The organism is Pseudomonas sp. TE24901 (assembly GCF_054058375.1).
Genome location: NZ_JBSSAF010000014.1, coordinates 23,558 through 41,359, shown reverse-complemented (window position 1 = coordinate 41,359; position 17,802 = coordinate 23,558). Strand labels below are relative to the sequence as shown.

General features: G+C 62.4%; 17 protein-coding genes. 6 read left to right on the top strand and 11 right to left on the bottom strand.

Features of this window, described 5'->3' with window-relative positions:
• Positions 1 to 64: 64 nt before the first annotated feature.
• Positions 65 to 1,045, top strand: a complete 981-nt coding sequence (locus ACVWVP_RS24640; RefSeq protein ID WP_178923727.1) for a Gfo/Idh/MocA family protein — start codon at positions 65 to 67, stop codon at positions 1,043 to 1,045.
• 46 nt (positions 1,046 to 1,091) lie between these two features.
• Positions 1,092 to 1,721, top strand: coding sequence for a ribonuclease T2 family protein (locus tag ACVWVP_RS24635; RefSeq protein ID WP_457408522.1), 630 nt, complete (start codon positions 1,092 to 1,094; stop codon positions 1,719 to 1,721).
• Here ACVWVP_RS24635 and ACVWVP_RS24630 read toward each other — a convergent pair.
• Complete coding sequence (locus tag ACVWVP_RS24630) at positions 1,718 to 2,155, bottom strand: Rrf2 family transcriptional regulator (RefSeq protein WP_259175616.1); 438 nt, start codon at positions 2,153 to 2,155, stop codon at positions 1,718 to 1,720. The genes ACVWVP_RS24635 and ACVWVP_RS24630 overlap by 4 nt on opposite strands.
• A 145-nt stretch (positions 2,156 to 2,300) precedes the next feature.
• Between ACVWVP_RS24630 and ACVWVP_RS24625 the strand changes: the two genes are divergently transcribed.
• Complete coding sequence (locus ACVWVP_RS24625) at positions 2,301 to 3,185, top strand: NAD(P)/FAD-dependent oxidoreductase (RefSeq protein ID WP_259175617.1); 885 nt, start codon at positions 2,301 to 2,303, stop codon at positions 3,183 to 3,185.
• Here the strand turns inward: ACVWVP_RS24625 and ACVWVP_RS24620 are convergent.
• The gene (locus tag ACVWVP_RS24620; protein ID WP_178923723.1) at positions 3,175 to 3,873 is read right to left on the bottom strand and encodes an SDR family oxidoreductase; all 699 of its coding nucleotides are present in this window, start codon (positions 3,871 to 3,873) and stop codon (positions 3,175 to 3,177) included. The two genes, ACVWVP_RS24625 and ACVWVP_RS24620, sit on opposite strands and share 11 nt — an antisense overlap.
• Positions 3,874 to 3,980: 107 nt before the next feature.
• Between ACVWVP_RS24620 and ACVWVP_RS24615 the strand changes: the two genes are divergently transcribed.
• Entirely contained in the window at positions 3,981 to 4,415 is a 435-nt protein-coding gene (locus ACVWVP_RS24615; protein ID WP_176997817.1) for a winged helix-turn-helix transcriptional regulator, read from the top strand.
• 53 nt (positions 4,416 to 4,468) lie between these two features.
• Positions 4,469 to 6,157 (top strand): phospholipase D-like domain-containing protein, encoded by a 1,689-nt coding sequence (locus ACVWVP_RS24610; RefSeq protein WP_457408518.1) that lies wholly within the window; start codon positions 4,469 to 4,471, stop codon positions 6,155 to 6,157.
• A 6-nt stretch (positions 6,158 to 6,163) separates the two neighbouring features.
• Here ACVWVP_RS24610 and ACVWVP_RS24605 read toward each other — a convergent pair whose 3' ends face one another.
• The 3 genes from ACVWVP_RS24605 to ACVWVP_RS24595 form a co-directional block, all read right to left on the bottom strand.
• Positions 6,164 to 6,742, bottom strand: coding sequence for a TetR/AcrR family transcriptional regulator (locus ACVWVP_RS24605; RefSeq protein WP_178923721.1), 579 nt, complete (start codon positions 6,740 to 6,742; stop codon positions 6,164 to 6,166).
• Between the two features lie 64 nt (positions 6,743 to 6,806).
• Positions 6,807 to 7,649, bottom strand: a complete 843-nt coding sequence (locus ACVWVP_RS24600) for an alpha/beta fold hydrolase (protein WP_259175621.1) — start codon at positions 7,647 to 7,649, stop codon at positions 6,807 to 6,809.
• Between the two features lie 131 nt (positions 7,650 to 7,780).
• Entirely contained in the window at positions 7,781 to 8,800 is a 1,020-nt protein-coding gene (locus ACVWVP_RS24595) for an NAD-dependent epimerase/dehydratase family protein (protein WP_457408516.1), read from the bottom strand.
• A gap of 169 nt (positions 8,801 to 8,969) precedes the next feature.
• On the opposite strand from ACVWVP_RS24595, the gene ACVWVP_RS24590 reads away from it, so the two are divergent.
• Complete coding sequence (locus tag ACVWVP_RS24590) at positions 8,970 to 9,557, top strand: LysE family translocator (RefSeq protein ID WP_259175623.1); 588 nt, start codon at positions 8,970 to 8,972, stop codon at positions 9,555 to 9,557.
• Here ACVWVP_RS24590 and ACVWVP_RS24585 read toward each other — a convergent pair.
• Genes ACVWVP_RS24585 through ACVWVP_RS24560 form a run of 6 tightly spaced genes read right to left on the bottom strand, consistent with a single transcriptional unit; the run spans position 9,499 to position 17,736 of the window.
• Positions 9,499 to 10,374, bottom strand: coding sequence for an AraC family ligand binding domain-containing protein (locus ACVWVP_RS24585; RefSeq protein ID WP_457408514.1), 876 nt, complete (start codon positions 10,372 to 10,374; stop codon positions 9,499 to 9,501). The two genes, ACVWVP_RS24590 and ACVWVP_RS24585, sit on opposite strands and share 59 nt — an antisense overlap.
• The gene (locus ACVWVP_RS24580) at positions 10,371 to 11,975 is read right to left on the bottom strand and encodes an ABC transporter ATP-binding protein (RefSeq protein WP_259175626.1); all 1,605 of its coding nucleotides are present in this window, start codon (positions 11,973 to 11,975) and stop codon (positions 10,371 to 10,373) included. The genes ACVWVP_RS24585 and ACVWVP_RS24580 overlap by 4 nt, the downstream gene beginning before the upstream one ends.
• 1 nt (position 11,976) lies before the next feature.
• Positions 11,977 to 12,996 (bottom strand): ABC transporter permease, encoded by a 1,020-nt coding sequence (locus tag ACVWVP_RS24575; RefSeq protein WP_017738565.1) that lies wholly within the window; start codon positions 12,994 to 12,996, stop codon positions 11,977 to 11,979.
• Position 12,997: 1 nt separating this feature from the next.
• Positions 12,998 to 14,071: a microcin C ABC transporter permease YejB gene (locus ACVWVP_RS24570; RefSeq protein WP_176997811.1), complete on the bottom strand. Its 1,074-nt coding sequence runs from the start codon at positions 14,069 to 14,071 to the stop codon at positions 12,998 to 13,000.
• A complete protein-coding gene (locus ACVWVP_RS24565; protein ID WP_457408510.1) occupies positions 14,072 to 15,910 on the bottom strand; it encodes an extracellular solute-binding protein in 1,839 nt (612 codons plus the stop codon).
• A complete protein-coding gene (locus ACVWVP_RS24560; RefSeq protein ID WP_457408508.1) occupies positions 15,907 to 17,736 on the bottom strand; it encodes an extracellular solute-binding protein in 1,830 nt (609 codons plus the stop codon). Before ACVWVP_RS24560 ends, ACVWVP_RS24565 begins: the two co-directional genes overlap by 4 nt.
• Positions 17,737 to 17,802: the final 66 nt, after the last annotated feature.

Below are 17,802 nucleotides of genomic sequence, written 5' to 3'. Positions count from 1 at the left end.
TTATGGCGCGTGTCGGCGGGGATGTGGATACTGCCGGATTGATGAAAACGGACGAGGAGAACAGATGAACACCGTACGTTGGGGCATGATCGGTTGCGGCAGTGTCACTGAGTTGAAGAGTGGACCCGCTTTCTACAAAGCGCCAGGTTCGGCGCTCGTGGCCGTGATGGGGCGCCGCGAGGACGCCGTGCGCGATTACGCGGCGCGCCATGGCATTGCCCGTTTCTACACCGACGCCCAGGCCCTGATCGACGACCCCGAGGTGGACGCGGTGTACATCGCCACGCCCCCTGACAGTCACCTGGAGTACAGCCTGAGGGTGGCGGCAGCCGGCAAGCATTGCTGTGTCGAAAAGCCCATGTCATTGAATGCCGAGCAGAGCGCCCTGATGCAGCGCACCTTCGAGAAGGCCGGGCTGCATCTGTTTGTGTCGTATTACCGCCGCTCGCTGCCACGCTTCCAGCAAGTGCGCGACTGGTTGCACGAGGGACGCATCGGCGAATTGCGTCACCTGACGTGGACCCTGTGCAAGCCCGCCGCCGTCGAGGATGCCAGCGCCGCCAACTGGCGCACCGACCCGGCCATCGCCGGTGGCGGTTACTTTGCCGACCTCGCCAGCCATGGCTTTGACCTGTTCCAGTACCTGGCCGGGGATATTGTCGACGTGTCCGGCTTTACCGCGCGTCAGGAGGGCCGCTATGCCGCCGAGGACGCCGTCACCGCCAGCTGGCGCTTTGCCTCGGGCGCACTCGGCATGGGCTGCTGGAACTTTGTGGCGGACCGGCGCGAAGACCTTGTGGAAATGATCGGCAGCCGCGGGCGTATTCGGTTTTCCGTGTTCGACGACCAGCCGCTGCGGCTTGAGGGCGAGTCCAACGAGGTGCTGGAGGTGCCGTGCCATATGCATATCCAATGGCATCACGTACTGGGCATGAATGCGCATATCCGGGGTGAGGCTGAACACCCGTCGCTGGCGATCGAAGCGTTGAAAACCGACAAGATTCTGGACCGGGTGCTACTGCGTAACCCCCATCAACCCGAATAGTCGGGCTAGGGTTGATGGGTGAATGACTTTCTCAAGGAATAGACCGATGAAGTACTGGATGTTGATGTGGCTGGCGATTGCCACGGGTGCGATAGCCGCGCCACGAGAGCAAGGCACGCCTGGGGTGTTTGATTTTTATGTGTTGTCGTTGTCATGGTCGCCGACGTTTTGCCTGACGCACCCGGACAACGAGCAGTGTTCTGGCAAGGGCTACGGGTTTGTCTTACACGGCTTGTGGCCGCAATACGCACGGGGCGGGTGGCCGGCCTCGTGCGCGCCGCAATCGCAACTGAGCCGCGAAGAGATCGACAAGGGTGCGACGCTGTTTCCGACCCGTTCGCTGCTCAGGCACGAATGGTCCAAGCACGGCACCTGCAGCGGGCTGGAGCCGCTGGCGTACCTGGAAAAAACCGATGCGGCACTGGGTGCGGTTGTGATTCCGCAGCAGTTGCAGCCGTTCAACACGCCGCCGTCGTTGCAGGCCAGCGAGATCGAGGCGCTGTTTCGCCAGAGCAACCCGCGCATGGGCAACCATGGGCTGGCAGTGATCTGCAAAGGCAAGGTGCTGTCGGAAGTGCGCGTGTGCCTGACCAAGGACCTGGCTTTCGCCGGCTGCCCGCGCAGTGTCAAAAGCCAATGCCGTGACGGCGATATCCGCATCCCTTCACAGCGCTAAGGCAGCATGGCCACGCGGTAGCGCTCGTCAAAATCGTCGGCCAACTGCGCCAGGGTGACATCGCCCAGGCGCTTGAGCAGTAGGGCCTGGGCCTGTTCGAACGCGTCCGTCAGTGCCGCGTTCACCGCTTGCTCCACCAGGCATTGCGGGTGGTCGGTGGACAGGCCGATGGCAAAGATCGACGGCGTGCCCAGCGCGTTGTGGATCTCCAGCAAGGTGATTTCACTCAAGGGCTTGCCCAGGGTCCAGCCGCCCTGGTGGCCTTTTTCCGAGCGCACATAGCCTTTTTCCTTGAGCAACCCGAGCGTGCGTCGCACCACCACCGGGTTGGTGCCCAGCATTTGCGCGATGGTGTCCGACGTGGCGCGCGCTTCGTGGCGGCCCATGTGGATCAGCACGTGGAGCATGCGGGACAGCCGGGTGTCGTTTCTCATCAAAAAACCTCAGGTCGATTCGACGCAAAGTATCGTTCGTAACCTAAAAAGTTGCGAGACTCTTGACGGCGTATTTTTACGTAACTTATGGTGTGTCGTGAAAGTGCCCGGACAACCAGGGCGCATGCACAGCGAGAGCAGAGCCATGATGTACGACGTCATTATCGTAGGCGGCAGCTATGCCGGCTTGTCCGCAGGCCTGCAACTGGCGCGGGCGCGGCGCCAGGTGCTGGTGGTTGATGCGGGGCTTCGGCGCAACCGGTTCGCGGCCACTTCCCACGGTTTTCTCGGTCAGGATGGCGAGTCACCCGCGGTCATCGCGGCCGAAGGGCGCAGCCAATTGATGGAGTACCCGACGGTGACGTGGGTACAGGACACCGCGCTTGAAGCGCTGCGTCAGCCTGAGGGTTTCAGCCTGCGTACCCAATGCAACGGCACGTTCAGCGCCAAGCGCCTGATCCTGGCCAGTGGTGTGGTCGATGACTTGCCGCCGATCGACGGCTTGCAGGAACGCTGGGGCACGCGGGTGTTTCATTGCCCTTACTGCCACGGCTATGAGCTGGACCAGGGCCGAATCGGCGTCCTGGCCACTTCACCCCTGGCGATGCACCACGCGTTGATGTTGCCGGATTGGGGCAGCACCACCTTGTTCACCAACGGCGTGTTCGCGCCGGATGCCGAACAGCAGGCGCAACTGGCACGGCGGGGCGTCAGGGTGGAAAGTGCTGGGGTAAAGCGCATCAGCGGTGAGCGTGCGGATCTTGAGTTGGTCGATGGGCGCGTCTTCAAGCTCGACGGCATCTTCACCCTGTCGCGTACCCGCATCAGCCCACTGGCGGCCCAGTTGGGATGCGAGCAGGTCGATGGCCCCACAGGGCCGTATCTGCAGACCAACGAAACACGCCAGACCTCGGTGGACGGCGTGTTTGCCTGTGGCGATGTCGCCCTCGCGGGAGGCTCTGTGGCCTTGGCAGTGGGTGAGGGCGTGCGCGCCGGGGTGGGCGCGCATTTTTCGTTGATCAGCGGGTGAGGTAGATCGGACGTTCGGTGGACAGCGAGGCCTTCACCGCGTGGCCCATGTCACTGATCACCACTTCTTCGCGGCCTTCGCTGAGCCCTTGCAGGGTCAGTGCAACCACTTCTTGGGGTGTGCTCTTCGGCGCTTCGATACCGGCGGTCATGTCGGTGTCGATGTAGGCGGGGTGCACGCCGATCACCAGTGTTTGCTGCTCGCGCAATTCGCTGCGCAGGCCGTTGGTGAGGCCCCACTGGGCCGATTTTGAAGCGCTGTAGGCCCCGGCGCCCGGGCTGCTCAGCCAACTCAATACCGAGATGATGTTGATCAACGCGCCGCCGCCGTGTTTGGCCAGGACCGGCGCAAAGGCACGGGTTACGCGCAGGGTGCCGAGGGTGTTCACATCAAAATGGTGCTGCAGGTTGTCGACGCTGTCGGCATCCAACAGGGCGCCGCGATTGAGAGCACCGGCATTGTTGATCAGTACGCTGACGTCACTGCATTGCTCGGCGGCGCGCTGCACGCTGGCTTCGTCGGTGATGTCGAGGGCGATGGGGGTGCTGCCGGGAATATTCACGCTGGCCACATCCCGTGCACCGGCATACACCTTGGCGGCACCCGCTTGCAGCAGGGCCGTCACGAAGGCTTTGCCCAGGCCACGATTGGCGCCGGTGACCAATACCACTTTTCCACGAATATCCATGATGAGCTCCGTACGCTGATTTAGGTTTAATGATGAAACTGTTTTTATCCTGAGCGCATCGGTCCTATAATGCAACCTAATATTTCTGACCGCCTGGAGGCCCCACGATGAAACGCAAATGCCTGGAAGGTGACGGTTGCCCGGTCGCCCGTGCATTGGATGTGGTGGGGGATTGGTGGACGCTGCTGATCATCCGCGATGCGTTTGCCGGCGTGACGCGCTTCGGTGATTTCCAGAAACGCCTGGGCGTAGCGAAAAACATCCTCGCCACGCGCCTCAAGGACATGGTCGAGCAAGGCCTGCTGCAAACCAGCGAAGTGGGCGCACGCAGTGAATACCAACTGACCGACAAAGGCCGCGCACTGATGCCGGTACTGGTGACCCTGGCGCAATGGGGCGAAACCCACACCCAGCCGGAGACGGTAGGGCGGCGAGTACTGGACGCGCGTTCACTCAAGCCGTTGCGCAAGGTGGAGGTGCTGTCCGAGGACGGTCGCGTGCTGGGCCTCGAAGACATCGTTACCCAGGCACCAGTGGCTTGATCAGGCGCACGCGCTAGACTCTACACACCGCCTCTTCGCACAAAGGACATCGCTTGAGCGCCGACTTCGAAAGCAAGACCACGTTCCAGGGGCTGACCTTCAAGCTGTACCGTGGCGAGGGGGCGGCGCTGTTGGCCTTCGATTTGGCGCCGGACCTGGCGACGCCGGATTTTGTCGGGTTCAGCATCGAAGTGCGCTACCCCGGCGCCGACCACTGGGGCGTGCTGCACAACCGCCTGCACTTCGACTACCCGCCCACCCCGGAGCAGCCGCGCAGCTTTCCGTCCACCGAGGCGCCGTTCCAGAAATTCCGCTGGATCCACGTGCCCAGCGAGATCCTGCCCGGTGTGTTCCGCTACCGCGTCACCGCGTGCTACATGGGCGCAGACGGCACGTTGTCCAAGGGTGTCAGCCTGGAAAACCAGGTGTCCCTGGAAGCGCAAACCATCAGCGACTTCGTGAACATCGGCTTTACCCGAGGGTTCGCCTCATCCCAGGCCTACGGCGATCGTTTCAACAATGAAACCCGCATCCTGCCGCCCTCAGGTTCCGCGCCTCGGGCCTACCTGGACCTGGACATGACGCCCTTCGAACGCAACTACGCCTGGCTGGGTTTCGAAGCGCGGCAGCTGATCCTCAACGTACTGGATCAAGTGGCCAACGACCCTGAGCTGACCCTCGACGCACTGATCTACGAGAGCAAGGAACCCGATATCCTGCGCCGCCTCGAAGGCCTCGGCCCACGCTTACGGGCGATCATCGACGACCACGGTGACCAGGGCGCCGCCGACAGTTGCGAAAGCCTCAGCGCTGCACGCCTGACGGCAGCGGGGGCGCAGATCCAGCGCCTGCATTTCTCCAGCCAGCAACACAACAAAGTGCTGATCGTGCGGCGCGCCGGAGAGGCGATCCGGGTGTTGGGCGGCTCGACCAATTTCGCCCTGCGCGGCTTGTACATCCAGGCCAATAACGTGCTGCTGTTTGACGACGCCACGGTGGCCGGCAAGTTTGCCGAAGTGTTCGAGGCCTATTGGTCGGCGCCCACCACCTTTCGCAAGCACCCGCTCTCGCAACAATGGTGGGTGGTGCGCGATCAACCGGGTTCCAAAGTCTCGTTGTGCTTCGCGCCCCATGCTGACAGCGCGCTGTCCCTGGACCCCATCGCCAACAGCATCGAGCAGGCCACCAGTTCGGTGTTGTACTCCATCGTGTTTCTGAGCCTGATCAACGGCAAGGTGCGTGACGCCCTGGACACGCTGATGCAGCGCTCATTGTTCTCCTACGGCGTGGCCCAGCGCACCGGCAAGCTGGCGGTGCGCAAGCCGGATGGCTCGGTGGGCTTGCTGCCGTTCGGTTACCTGGCCAGCAACGTGCCGGCGCCGTTCAAGGCTGAATGGTCGGGCAATGCGGGGAACATGGTGCACAACAAGTTTGTGGTCACCGACTTCAATGGCGCCAACCCCACGGTGTACACCGGTTCGTCCAACCTGGCGGGCGGCGGTGAGAAGAACAACGGTGACCACCTGATCCGCATCGAAGACCGCAAGATCGCCGTGGTGTATGCGATCGAGGCGCTGCGCCTGTTCGATCACTTCCACTTCCGGGTCAATGCGAGCAAGCCCGGCGCGCTGCAAACGTTGCGCCTGGCCAAACCGCCCGCTGCAGGGCAAAAGACCTGGTTCGATGCGTATTACAGCCCCGGCCACGTCAAGGCCCGGGACCGCGAGTTGTTTGTGAAATAAGCGCGCTCAGCCGTCCACCAGTTGCTGGAACAGGGGCGTCAACAGATCGATCAGCACCTGCGGATCAGCCTTGGCCAGCGCCGACAGTTCGAGCATCTGGCGCATCACCTGAAAGCCCGAGACCAGTGCCATCACCAGGGCCGCACGTTCTTCGTGGTGCGCGCCCTTGAGCGCGGCGGCCATGGTTGCCTGATGGCCTTTTTCCACTTGTTCGCGACCGATCACGGCGGCGCGTTTGCTCGACGCCGAATGCAGCATGATCAGGAAACCTTCCAGCGGTGTGCTGCCGGCTTCGGTGATGCTGACCAGTGCCGTGGCGATCGTGCGGCCGAGGTTTTCCGCGCTGAGGTTGCTTTCGGTGAGGATGATCGGGCTGGCCATGGTGTCGGCGATCACCTCGGCAAACAGCTGTTCCTTGGAGCCGAAGTAACGGTTGACCAGCATCGCCGTCACGCCCGCACCGGCCGCGATTTCACGCACGCCGGCGCCGTCGTAGCCGGATTGGGCAAAGGCCTTGCGCGCTGATAACAGGATGGCATCGCGGGTGGCGGCGGCATTGCGCCGTCGTGGAGTGGGGTTGGGCATGGGCGTCCTGACATGACTGGGGGCTGTGGGCGCGCAGGTCGTGCGCGCCCACAGGGTACAGGGTCTATTTGCTGTCGAGGAAGCCCAATACCGCGGCATTGAACAACGCCGGGTCCTGCAAGAAGGCAAAGTGGCTGGTGTTGGGCAGAATCAGCAGGCCGGCACCGGGGATGGTCGCGGCCATGTACTCGGTGTGCTCGCGCTTGATCGCTTCGTCATGGTCGCCATCGGCGATCAGGATCGGCGTCTTGATGCTCGCCAGTTGTGCGTCGGTCCAGTTCGGTTGGCTGGCCCACATGTGGCTGATCTGCTCGACGAACGCGTCGTACTCTTTCGGCGTTGGCGACAGCTTGGCGTACTCCTTGCCGGCGCGTTCGATAAAGGCGGCAAAGGTCGGGTTTTTCTCCACGGCGTCTTTTACGCCGGCGGTCTGGGTGTTGGCGGCAAACGCAAAGACCTTGCCGATGCGGTCCGGATGACGCAGGGCCAGGTCGATGCCGATGATTGCGCCGTCGCTCCAGCCGACGATGTCGGCACGCGGGATTTTCAGGTTGTCCAGCACGGCCACCACATCGTCGGCCATCAGGTCATAGCCGTACGGCTGTTCATTGCGTGAGCTGCGCCCGTGGCCACGGCTGTCGATGCTGATCACTTCGTGCTTGGCCGACAGGGCCTTGACCTGGTTGCCCCAGTAATCCGAGTTGGACAGGCCGCCGTGCAGCAACACCACCGGCGAACCGTGGCCGGTGCGGGTGTAGTAGACCTTGATGCCATTGACCGGGGCATAGCCGGTTTTTGCGCCGGCCACGGGGGCGGGTGTCGGCGGCAGGGTTTCCCAGCGTTCAGCGGCCTGAGCCGCGGAGAAAGACAGCAACAGGCAGGCGGCTGCCAGTAGACGGCGTGACATGGCGGTTCCTTTTTGCAGTGAGTAGGCGCTGAACTCTAGCACCGCCGCTGATCGGCAAAAACGCATTTTTGCCTATCGGAAGTCGTCGGCTGAAAGAAAAAAATTCAGCTATATCAATGGAATAAAAGCGTCTAAAGCGCCTTGTGGTCGATCAGGCCAGTGGCACAATCGATCAATGTGTCCTCGGCCGGGCGCGCTTGCCAGCCCAACAGCAGGCGGGCTTTTTCCGCGCTGTGGCGGTGGGCGCGGCCAAGGTTGGGGGTGAGGCCACGCAGCAGGGGGTCGAAGCGCGCCAATAGGCGCAGCAGCCAGTCGGGAATAGTGCGCGTGGGCACTTTGTGCGCGGCGTCACCCAACCGGTCGCGCAGCACCTGGGAAATCTCGGCCATCCACATGAACCTGCCAACGGCTAGGAGCCGTTGGCCCGCAGCGGCGGGGGCGGTCATGGCGCGGATATGTAGGTCGGCCAGGTCACGCACATCCACCACTTCGAAGCCCAGGCGCGGGTTGCCCTTGGCGCGGCCTTGCAGCAGGCGCGCGATGACTTGCACCGAACCCAGGGTATCGCGGCTCATGATCGGCCCGAAGACCGCACCGGGCAACACGGTGGTCAAGGTCGTCGGGCCTTCATGCCTAGCCATGAAGTCCCAGGCCGCCCGCTCGGCTTGGCGCTTGGCGTGGCGGTAAGGGGTGACGTTGGTTTCAGCGGGGTCGAACCACACCGTCTCGTCGCTCAGGCTGTCGGGGCTTTGCAGCGGCGGGGTGGCGACGGTGGCGGCGCTGGTCATCACCACCCGGCGCACGCCGGCCCCGGTGGCGGCACGCAGGATGCGCAAAGTGCCGTCCCGTGCCGGGGCAACCATGTCGTCCAGGTGTTGCGGCGCGTCCAGGCCCAGGGGCGAGGCCACGTGCAGTACGTAATCACAGCCGATCATGGCAGCGTCCCAGCCTTCATCGCGGGTGAGGTCGGCGATGAAGAACGTCAGCCGGTGATGATCGATACCCAGGCCACTCAACGCGGCGCGCACCCCAGCCTCTTTGTCAGGGCTGCGCAAACTGGTGCGCACCTGATAACCCTGTTGCAACAGGCCTGCCAGGCACCAGCCGGCGATGTAGCCCGTACCACCGGTGACCAGAACGGTCTCAGCCATCACTTTTCTCCCGCTTGTGTGAACGAAGTGAGGCTGACTCTAGGGCTGAAATCAGTATAAGTCTACAGTCGTATACAAAATAATTCACAGAGGGTTATTTTCTTCAATACCCCGCGAAGCCGGCCCTTTACCGTGTCCCCTCGTGACTCGTCGACTAAAAGGAACTGCAATGAGCGCTCTTCTTTCCATGGCCGCTTTTGCCCTGGCCACGTCTATCACGCCGGGCCCGGTGAATGTGGTTGCGCTGAGTTCGGGGGCGCGCTTTGGCTTCGTCGCCAGCCAGAAGCACGTGTTCGGTGCCGCCAGCGGCTTCACGGTGCTACTGGTGCTGATTGGCCTGGGGTTGCACGAAGTGCTGGTGCGTTGGCCGATCCTGACGCAATTGATCCAGTGGGGCGGGGTGGCCTTTTTGCTGTACATGGCGTGGAAGCTCGCGGCGGACGATGGCCGGCTGGACGCCGACGGCACGGCCACGGCGCCGTCGATGCTGTATGGCGCGATCATGCAATGGCTCAACCCCAAGGCGTGGCTGGCCTGTGTGGCGGGGATGGGCTTGTTTGTGGCCGATGGCGATGCGCGGCAGGTGTGGCTGTTTGCGGCGCTCTACCTGGTGATCTGTTACCTGTCGGTGGCGTGCTGGGCCTATGCCGGGACCTTTCTGCGTCGCTACTTGAGCAACCCTCAGGGCATGCGCCTGTTCAACCGCTCAATGGCGGCGTTGCTGGTGGCCAGTGTGGGGTATTTGCTGATGGCTTGAGCACGTCACGGTATTGCCCGGGCGTGGCCGCACAATGCTGTTTGAAGGCCCGTTGGAAATGCGCCTGGTCGGCAAACCCTGCGGCCAGCGCCACATCGGCGATCAACTCGCCCTGACGCAATTGGGCGCGGGCAAACTGGATGCGCAGGTTCACCAGGAACGCATGGGGCGTCAGCCCGTAATACTGCTTGAAGGCACGGATCAGGTAGGAGGGCGACAGCTCGGCCGCCAGGCAAATGTCTCCCAGCTTCAGGGCCTGAGTGCAGTGCTCGCGGATGTAGTCGGCCGCGCGCTCCAGCTTGCCATTGACCTCACGCAACGGCGTATCGACCGGGTTCAGTCGCTGCTGCACTTCAGTGAAATAACTCACCAATGCGCTTTGCTTTTGCAGAGGTTCAGCGCGCTCATCCACCAGTATCCGGTACAACGCCAGCAGGCCCGCGTACAACATCGCGTCGCGGGTATAAGGCGTATTGAAGGGGCGGTAGCCCTGATCCGTGCTGAAACCCAATTGGTGCTGCAGGTCAGTCAGCCAGAGGGTGTCGATGTACAGCATCTGATAAGACCAATGCTGGTCATGGATGGGGTTGCAGGCATGTACATCGCCTGGGTTCATCAGCACCACGGTGCCAGCGCTGATCTCGAACGTCTGCGCGCCGTAATGGTAGTAGCTGCACCCCGTGGTCACGGCGCCGATGGAAAAATGCTCGTGGGAATGGCGGGTGTAAGTCACCTTGCGCCCGTCAGCGATCGTGCGCGCTTCGATAAACGCCAACGCCGGGTCACGCCAGAACAGCGGTGCCGTCGCGGCGGTCATGAGCGAGGCACCAGGAACGCCGCTTCCAGCAACTGCCGCGTATAGCCATGCTGCGGTGCGGCGAAGATCGCCTGGGCATCGCCTTGTTCCACTACCTGCCCATGTTTGACCACCATCAGCTGATGACTCAGCGCCTTGACCACCGCCAGGTCATGGCTGATGAACAGGTAGGTCAGGTTGTACTTGGCCTGCAAGCTACGCAGCAATTCCACCACCTGGCGTTGCACCGTGCGGTCCAGGGCCGAGGTGGGCTCGTCCAGCAGAATCAGGCGCGGCTTGAGCACCAAGGCGCGGGCGATGGCGATGCGTTGGCGTTGGCCACCGGAGAACTCGTGGGGGTAGCGGTGGCGGGCGTCCGGGTCCAGGCCCACTTCCTTGAGCGCGGCGATGATCGCCGCTTCCTGCTCGGCCGGGGTGCCCATCTTGTGGATGCGCAGGCCTTCGCCGACGATCTCGCTGACGCACATGCGCGGGCTCAGGCTGCCGAACGGGTCCTGGAACACCACCTGCATTTCCCGGCGCAGCGGGCGCACCTGTTGCTGGTTGAGCTGGTCCAGTGGTTGGCCTTCAAAACGAATACCACCCTTGCTGCCGATCAACCGCAGAATTGCCAGGCCCAGGGTGGATTTGCCCGAGCCGCTCTCGCCGACGATGCCCAGGGTCTGGCCCTGGGGCAGGCTGAAGTTGATGCCGTCCACGGCCTTGACGTAATCGACGGTGTTGCGCAGAAAGCCCTTCTTGATCGGGAACCAGACCTTCAAGTCATCCACTTCAAGCAACGGCGGGCCGACCTCATTGGTCGCCGGGCCACCGCTCGGTTCCGCCGCCAGCAGTTCCTGGGTATAAGGGTGCTGTGGCGACTGGAACAGCGTCTCGCAATCGGCCTGCTCGACGATGCAACCCTTCTGCATCACACACACGCGGTGGGCAATACGCCGCACCAGGTTCAGGTCATGGCTGATCAGCAGCAGTGCCATGCCCAGGCGCGCCTGCAATTCCTTGAGCAGTTCAAGAATCTTCAGCTGCACGGTCACGTCGAGGGCGGTGGTGGGCTCATCCGCAATCAGCAGCTCCGGCTCGTTGGCCAGGGCCATGGCAATCATCACGCGCTGGCGCTGGCCGCCGGACAATTCGTGGGGCAGGGCCTTGAGGCGCTTATGCGGCTCGGGAATCCCCACCAGTTCCAGCAGTTCCAGGGTGCGCCGGGTGGCGACCTTGCCCTGCAGGCCTTTGTGCAGGCCCAGCACTTCGTTGATCTGCTTCTCGATGGAGTGCAGCGGGTTCAACGAGGTCATCGGCTCCTGGAAGATCATCGCGATGCGGTTGCCGCGAATATGGCGGATGGTTTTCTCTTTGAGGGTCAGCAGGTCCTGGCCGGAATACTCGATGCTGCCCGACGGATGCCGCGCCAGCGGGTAGGGCAGCAGGCGCAGGATCGAGTGGGCCGTCACCGATTTGCCCGAGCCGCTTTCACCCACCAGCGCCAGGGTTTCGCCGCGCTTGATATCGAAGCTGACGTTGTTCACCACGCGGTGGTGGTGATCGCCGGTGACAAACTCGACGCTGAGGTCGCGGACTTCGATCAGATTGTCCTGATTCATCTCATTTCCTCGGGTCGAAGGCATCGCGAGCAGACTCGCCGATAAACACCAGCAAACTCAACATGATCGCCAGCACGGCAAAGGCACTCATGCCCAGCCACGGCGCTTGCAGGTTGGATTTGCCCTGGGCCACCAACTCGCCCAAGGACGGCGAACCGGCCGGCAAGCCGAAGCCGAGGAAGTCCAGCGCGGTGAGGGTGCCGATGGCGCCGGTGAGAATGAAGGGCATGAAGGTCATGGTCGAGACCATCGCGTTGGGCAGGATATGGCGGAACATGATCGCGCCGTTCTGCATGCCCAAGGCCCTGGCCGCGCGCACGTATTCCAGGTTGCGACCGCGCAGGAACTCGGCGCGCACCACGTCCACCAGGCTCATCCACGAGAACAGCAGCATGATCCCCAGCAGCCACCAGAAGTTGGGCTGCACGAAACTGGCGAGGATGATCAGCAGGTACAGCACCGGCAGGCCGGACCAGATCTCCAGGAAGCGCTGCCCGGCCAGATCGACCCAGCCGCCATAAAAACCCTGCAAGGCCCCGGCGATCACGCCAATGATGGAGCTGAGCACCGTGAGCGTCAGGGCAAACAGCACCGACACCCGGAAGCCATAGATGACCCGCGCCAGTACATCGCGCCCCTGGTCATCGGTGCCCAGCAGGTTCACAGAAGACGGCGGCGCAGGCGCCGGCACCTTGAGGTCGTAGTTGATGCTCTGGTAGCTGAACGGGATCGGCGCCCACAGGGTCCAGGCGTCCTTGGCTTTTAGCAGTTCCTGGATGTACGGGCTCTTGTAGTTGGCCTCCAGCGGGAACTCGCCGCCAAAGGTGGTTTCCGGGTAGCGCTTGAGCGCCGGGAAGTACCAGTCGCCATCGAAGTGCACCGCCAGGGGCTTGTCGTTGGCGATCAACTCCGCGCCCAGGCTGAGCACAAACAGAATCAGGAACAGCCACAACGACCACCAGCCACGCTTGTTGGCCTTGAACCGCTCGAACCGACGGCGATTGAGGGGGGACAGGTTCATCTCAATGCTCCCGGCTGGCAAAGTCGATACGCGGATCGACCAGGGTGTAGGTGAGGTCGCCGATCAGTTTCACGATCAGCCCCAGCAGGGTGAAGATAAACAGCGTGCCGAACACAATCGGGTAGTCGCGGTTGATCGCCGCTTCAAAGCTCATCAGGCCCAGGCCGTCGAGGGAGAAGATCACCTCCACCAGCAACGAGCCGGTGAAGAAGATGCCGATGAAGGCCGAAGGGAAACCGGCGATCACCAGCAGCATCGCGTTACGGAACACATGGCCGTAGAGCACGCGATGGTTGGTCAGGCCCTTGGCCTTGGCGGTGATCACGTATTGCTTGTTGATCTCGTCGAGAAAGCTGTTCTTGGTCAGCAGCGTCATGGTGGCGAAGTTGCCGATCACCAGGGCTGTGATCGGCAGCGCCAGGTGCCAGAAGTAATCGAGGATCTTGCCGCCCCAGCTCAGTTCGTCGAAGTTGTTGGAGGTGAGCCCGCGTAACGGGAACCAGTCGAAATAACTGCCTCCGGCAAACACCACGATCAGAAGGATCGCGAACAGGAACGCCGGGATCGCATAGCCGACGATGATCGCCGAACTGGTCCACACATCGAAGTGGCTGCCGTGTCGCGTGGCCTTGGCGATCCCCAGGGGGATCGACACCAGGTACATGATCAGCGTGCTCCAGAGCCCGAGGGAGATGGACACCGGCATCTTTTCCTTGATCAGGTCGATGACCTTGGCGTCGCGGAAGAAACTGTCGCCAAAGTCCAGCCGGGCGTAGTTCTTGACCATGATCCACAGGCGTTCCGGCGCCGATTTGTCGAAGCCGTACATCTTCTCGATTTCTTTGATCAGGGCCGGGTCCAGGCCCTGGGCGCCGCGGTAGCTGGAGCCGGCCACCGACACCTCGGCACCGCCGCCGGCAATGCGGCTGGTGGCGCCTTCAAAACCTTCGAGCTTGGCGATCATCTGTTCCACCGGCCCACCGGGGGCGGCCTGGATGATGATGAAGTTGATCAGCAGGATCCCGAACAGCGTGGGGATGATCAGCAACAGGCGGCGAATGATATAGGCCAGCATTTAATCGCCTCCACTCGCCGGATCGGCGCTTTGGGTCGTGTCCAGGGTGACCGCCGGCTTGGCGTCCGGTTTGGCCCACCAGGTGGCGGTGCCTACGTCATAACGCGGCGAGACCTTGGGGTGGCCGAGGTGGTCCCAATACGCCACGCGGAAGGTCTTGATGTGCCAGTTGGGGATCACGTAGTAGCCGAACTGCAGCACGCGATCCAGCGCCTTGGCGTGGGCGACCAGGCTCTTGCGCGAGTCGGCATCGATCAGCTCTTCGACCAACTGGTCGACGGCCGGGTCCTTGAGGCCCATGTAGTTGCGGCTGCCAGGTTTGTCGGCACTGGAAGACGACCAGAATTCGCGCTGTTCATTACCCGGCGAGGTGGACTGCGGGAAGCTGCCCACCAGCATGTCGAAGTCCCGCGAGCGAATGCGGTTGATGAACTGCGAGACGTCCACCCGACGGATCACCAGGTCGATGCCCAGGTCAGCCAGGTTGCGCTTGAACGGCAGCAGGATGCGTTCGAACTCGGTCTGGGCCAGCAGGAATTCGATGGTCACCGGCTTGCCCGTGGTGTCGACCATCTTGTCATCGACGATGCGCCAGCCGGCCTCTTGCAGCAGTTGGTAGGCCTCGCGTTGCTGGGTGCGGATCATGCCGCTGCCGTCGGTTTTGGACGGTTCGAACGCCTGGGTGAAGACTTCTTCGGGGACCTTGCCGCGCAGCGGTTCGAGGATTTTCAGCTCATCCGGGCCGGGCAGGCCGGTGGCGGCCATCTCCGAGTTTTCAAAGTAACTGCGCGTACGCGTGTAGGCGCCGTTGAACAGCTGCTTGTTGCTCCACTCGAAATCCAGCAGCAGGCTGATCGCCTTGCGCACGCGCACGTCCTGGAACATCGGCTTGCGCGTGTTGAACACGAAGCCCTGCATACCGGTGGGGTTGCCGTTGGGGATTTCTTCCTTGATCAGGCGCCCCTGGGCCACGGCCGGGATGTTGTAGGCATTGGCCCAGTTCTTCGCGCTGAACTCCAGCCAGTAGTCGAACTGCCCGGCCTTCAAGGCTTCCAGGGCGACGGTGCTGTCGCGATAGTAGTCGGTGATGCGATTGTCGAAGTTGTAGAAGCCCCGGGTGATCGGCAGGTCCTTGGCCCAGTAATCCTTGACCCGCTCGTAGCGCACCATGCGCCCGGGCTTGACCTCGGCCACCTTGTACGGCCCGCTGCCCAATGGGATTTCCAGGTTGCCCTTGGAGAAATCGCGGGTGGCCCACCAGTGTTTGGGCAATACCGGCAATTGCCCGAGGATCAGCGGCAATTCGCGGTTGTTGGTGCGCTTGAACTTGAACAGCACGCGCAACGGGTCTTCGGCCACTACTTCGTCGATGTCGGCGTAGTAGGTGCGGTAGATCGGCGAACCTTCTTTCATCAACGTCTGGAAGGTGAAAATCACGTCTTCGGCGCGGATCGGGTGGCCATCATGAAAGCGTGCTTCGGGGCGCAGGTAGAAGCGTACCCAGCTGTTGTCCGGGGCCTTTTCGATCTTGCCGGCCACCAGGCCGTACTCGGTGATTGGCTCGTCCAGGCTCTGCATGGCCAGGGTGTCGTAGATCAGCGGCACGTTGTCGGCGGGCACACCTTTACTGATATAGGGGTTGAGGCTGTCGAAGCCGCCCATGCTCGATTCGCGGAAGGTGCCGCCCTTGGGCGCATCGGGGTTCACGTAGTCGAAGTGTTTGAAGTCGGCGGGGTATTTCGGCGGTTCGTTGTACAGCGTCAGCGCATGTTGCGGTGCGGCATGGGCCACGGCACTCAGCAACAGGCTGGAGAGCAGAGCAGTACGCAAAAACATCATTGGGCTTTCTCCGAAGCTTTCAGCCACCACGCGCTCAGGCCCAGGCTGTAGGGCGGTGTGGTGACAAAGGCGAACCGGTTGCGGTACGCCAAGCGATGATAGTTGAGATACCAGTTGGGAATACTGTAGTGCTGCCACAGCAGCACCCGGTCGAGGGCTCGGCCAGCGGCCAATTGCTCTTCGCGGGTCTGTGCGGCCAGCAGTTGCTCCAGCAGGTGATCGACCACCGGGTTGGCGATGCCTGCGTAGTTCTTGCTGCCCTTGATGGCCGCCTGGCTGGAGTGGAAGTACTGCCACTGTTCAAGGCCGGGGCTCAGGGTCTGGTTGAGGGTGATCAGGATCATGTCGAAGTCGAACTGATCCAGGCGCTGTTTGTATTGCGCCCGGTCAACGGTGCGCAGGCGGGCGTCGATGCCGATGCTGATCAGGTTTTCGACGTAGGGCTGCAGGATGCGCTCCAGGTTCGGGTTCACCAGCAGGATCTCGAAACGCAACGGCTGGCCGTCACTGTTGAGCAGGCGCTGGCCCGACAGTTTCCAGCCGGCTTCGCCGAGCAGGGCCAGGGCGCGGCGCATGGTCTCGCGCGGGATGCCACGGCCGTCGGTCTGCGGCAGGCTGAAGGGTTGGGTGAACAGGTTGGCCGGCAACTGGTCGCGGTAGGGCGACAGCATCAGCCACTCGTGACCCACCGGCACGCCGGTCGCCGAGAATTCGCTGTTGGGGTAGTAACTCAAGGTGCGTTTGTAGGCGCTGCTGAACAGGGTGCGGTTGGTCCATTCGAAGTCGAACATCAGCCCCAGGGCTTCGCGCACTTTGGTCTGGCTGAACGTGGGCCGCCGCGTATTCATGAACAAGCCCTGGCTCTGGGTCGGGATCTGGTGGGCGATCTGCGCCTTGATCACGTCGCCCCGGTTGACCGCCGGGAAGTTGTAGCCGGTGGCCCAGTTCTTCGCCTGGTGCTCGATATAGATGTCGAACTCGCCGGCCTTGAAGGCTTCGAAGGCCACGTCGCTGTCGCGGTAGAACTCCACCTCGACCTTGTCGTAGTTGTAGAAGCCCTGGTTGACTGGCAAGTCCTTGCCCCAGTAGTCCTTGACCCGCTCGAACACCAGTTGCCGGCCCGGCGTTACCTTGGTGATGCGGTACGGGCCGCTGCCCAATGGAGGTTCAAAGGTGGTGGCCTTGAAGTCGCGGTTTTTCCAGTAGTGCTGGGGCAGTACCGGCAGCTCGCCCAGGCGCAGGATCAGCAACGGGTTGCCGGCGCGCTTGAACACAAAACGGATACGGTGGCGGTTGAGAATATCGACCCGGGCGACTTCCTGCAGGTTGGTGCGGTACTGCGGGTGGCCTTCGGTGAGCAGTGTGCGATAGGAAAACGCCACGTCGTAGGCGGTGATCGGCTTGCCATCATGGAAGCGGGCTTCCGGGCGCAGGTTGAACACCACCCAGCTGCGGTCTTCGCTGTACTCCACCGACTGCGCAATCAGCCCATAGCTGGAGGTGGGCTCATCACCGGACGGCGCGTACTGGCCGGTGCCGACCATCAACGGCTCATTGAGCTCATTGACGCCGTACTGCAGGAAATTGGGGGTGGAAACCGGGCTTGAGCCCTTGAAGGTGTAGGGGTTGAGTGTGTCGAACGTGCCAAACGCCATGACCCGCAATGTCCCGCCTTTCGGCGCTGCAGGGTTTACCCAATCGAAGTGGGTGAATTTGGCCGGGTACTTGAGCCTGCCGAACTGCGTGTAACCGTGGCTCTCGGTAATCGTCGCGTTCGCAGCAAAGCTCAAGGCCAGACTTATTAGAAGAAGGAGGGGACGCTTCAAGTCAGAGATCCGATCCAGGCGGCTTGGGCTTTATGATCGGTACAGTAACAGCTTGTTCCGGTTGGA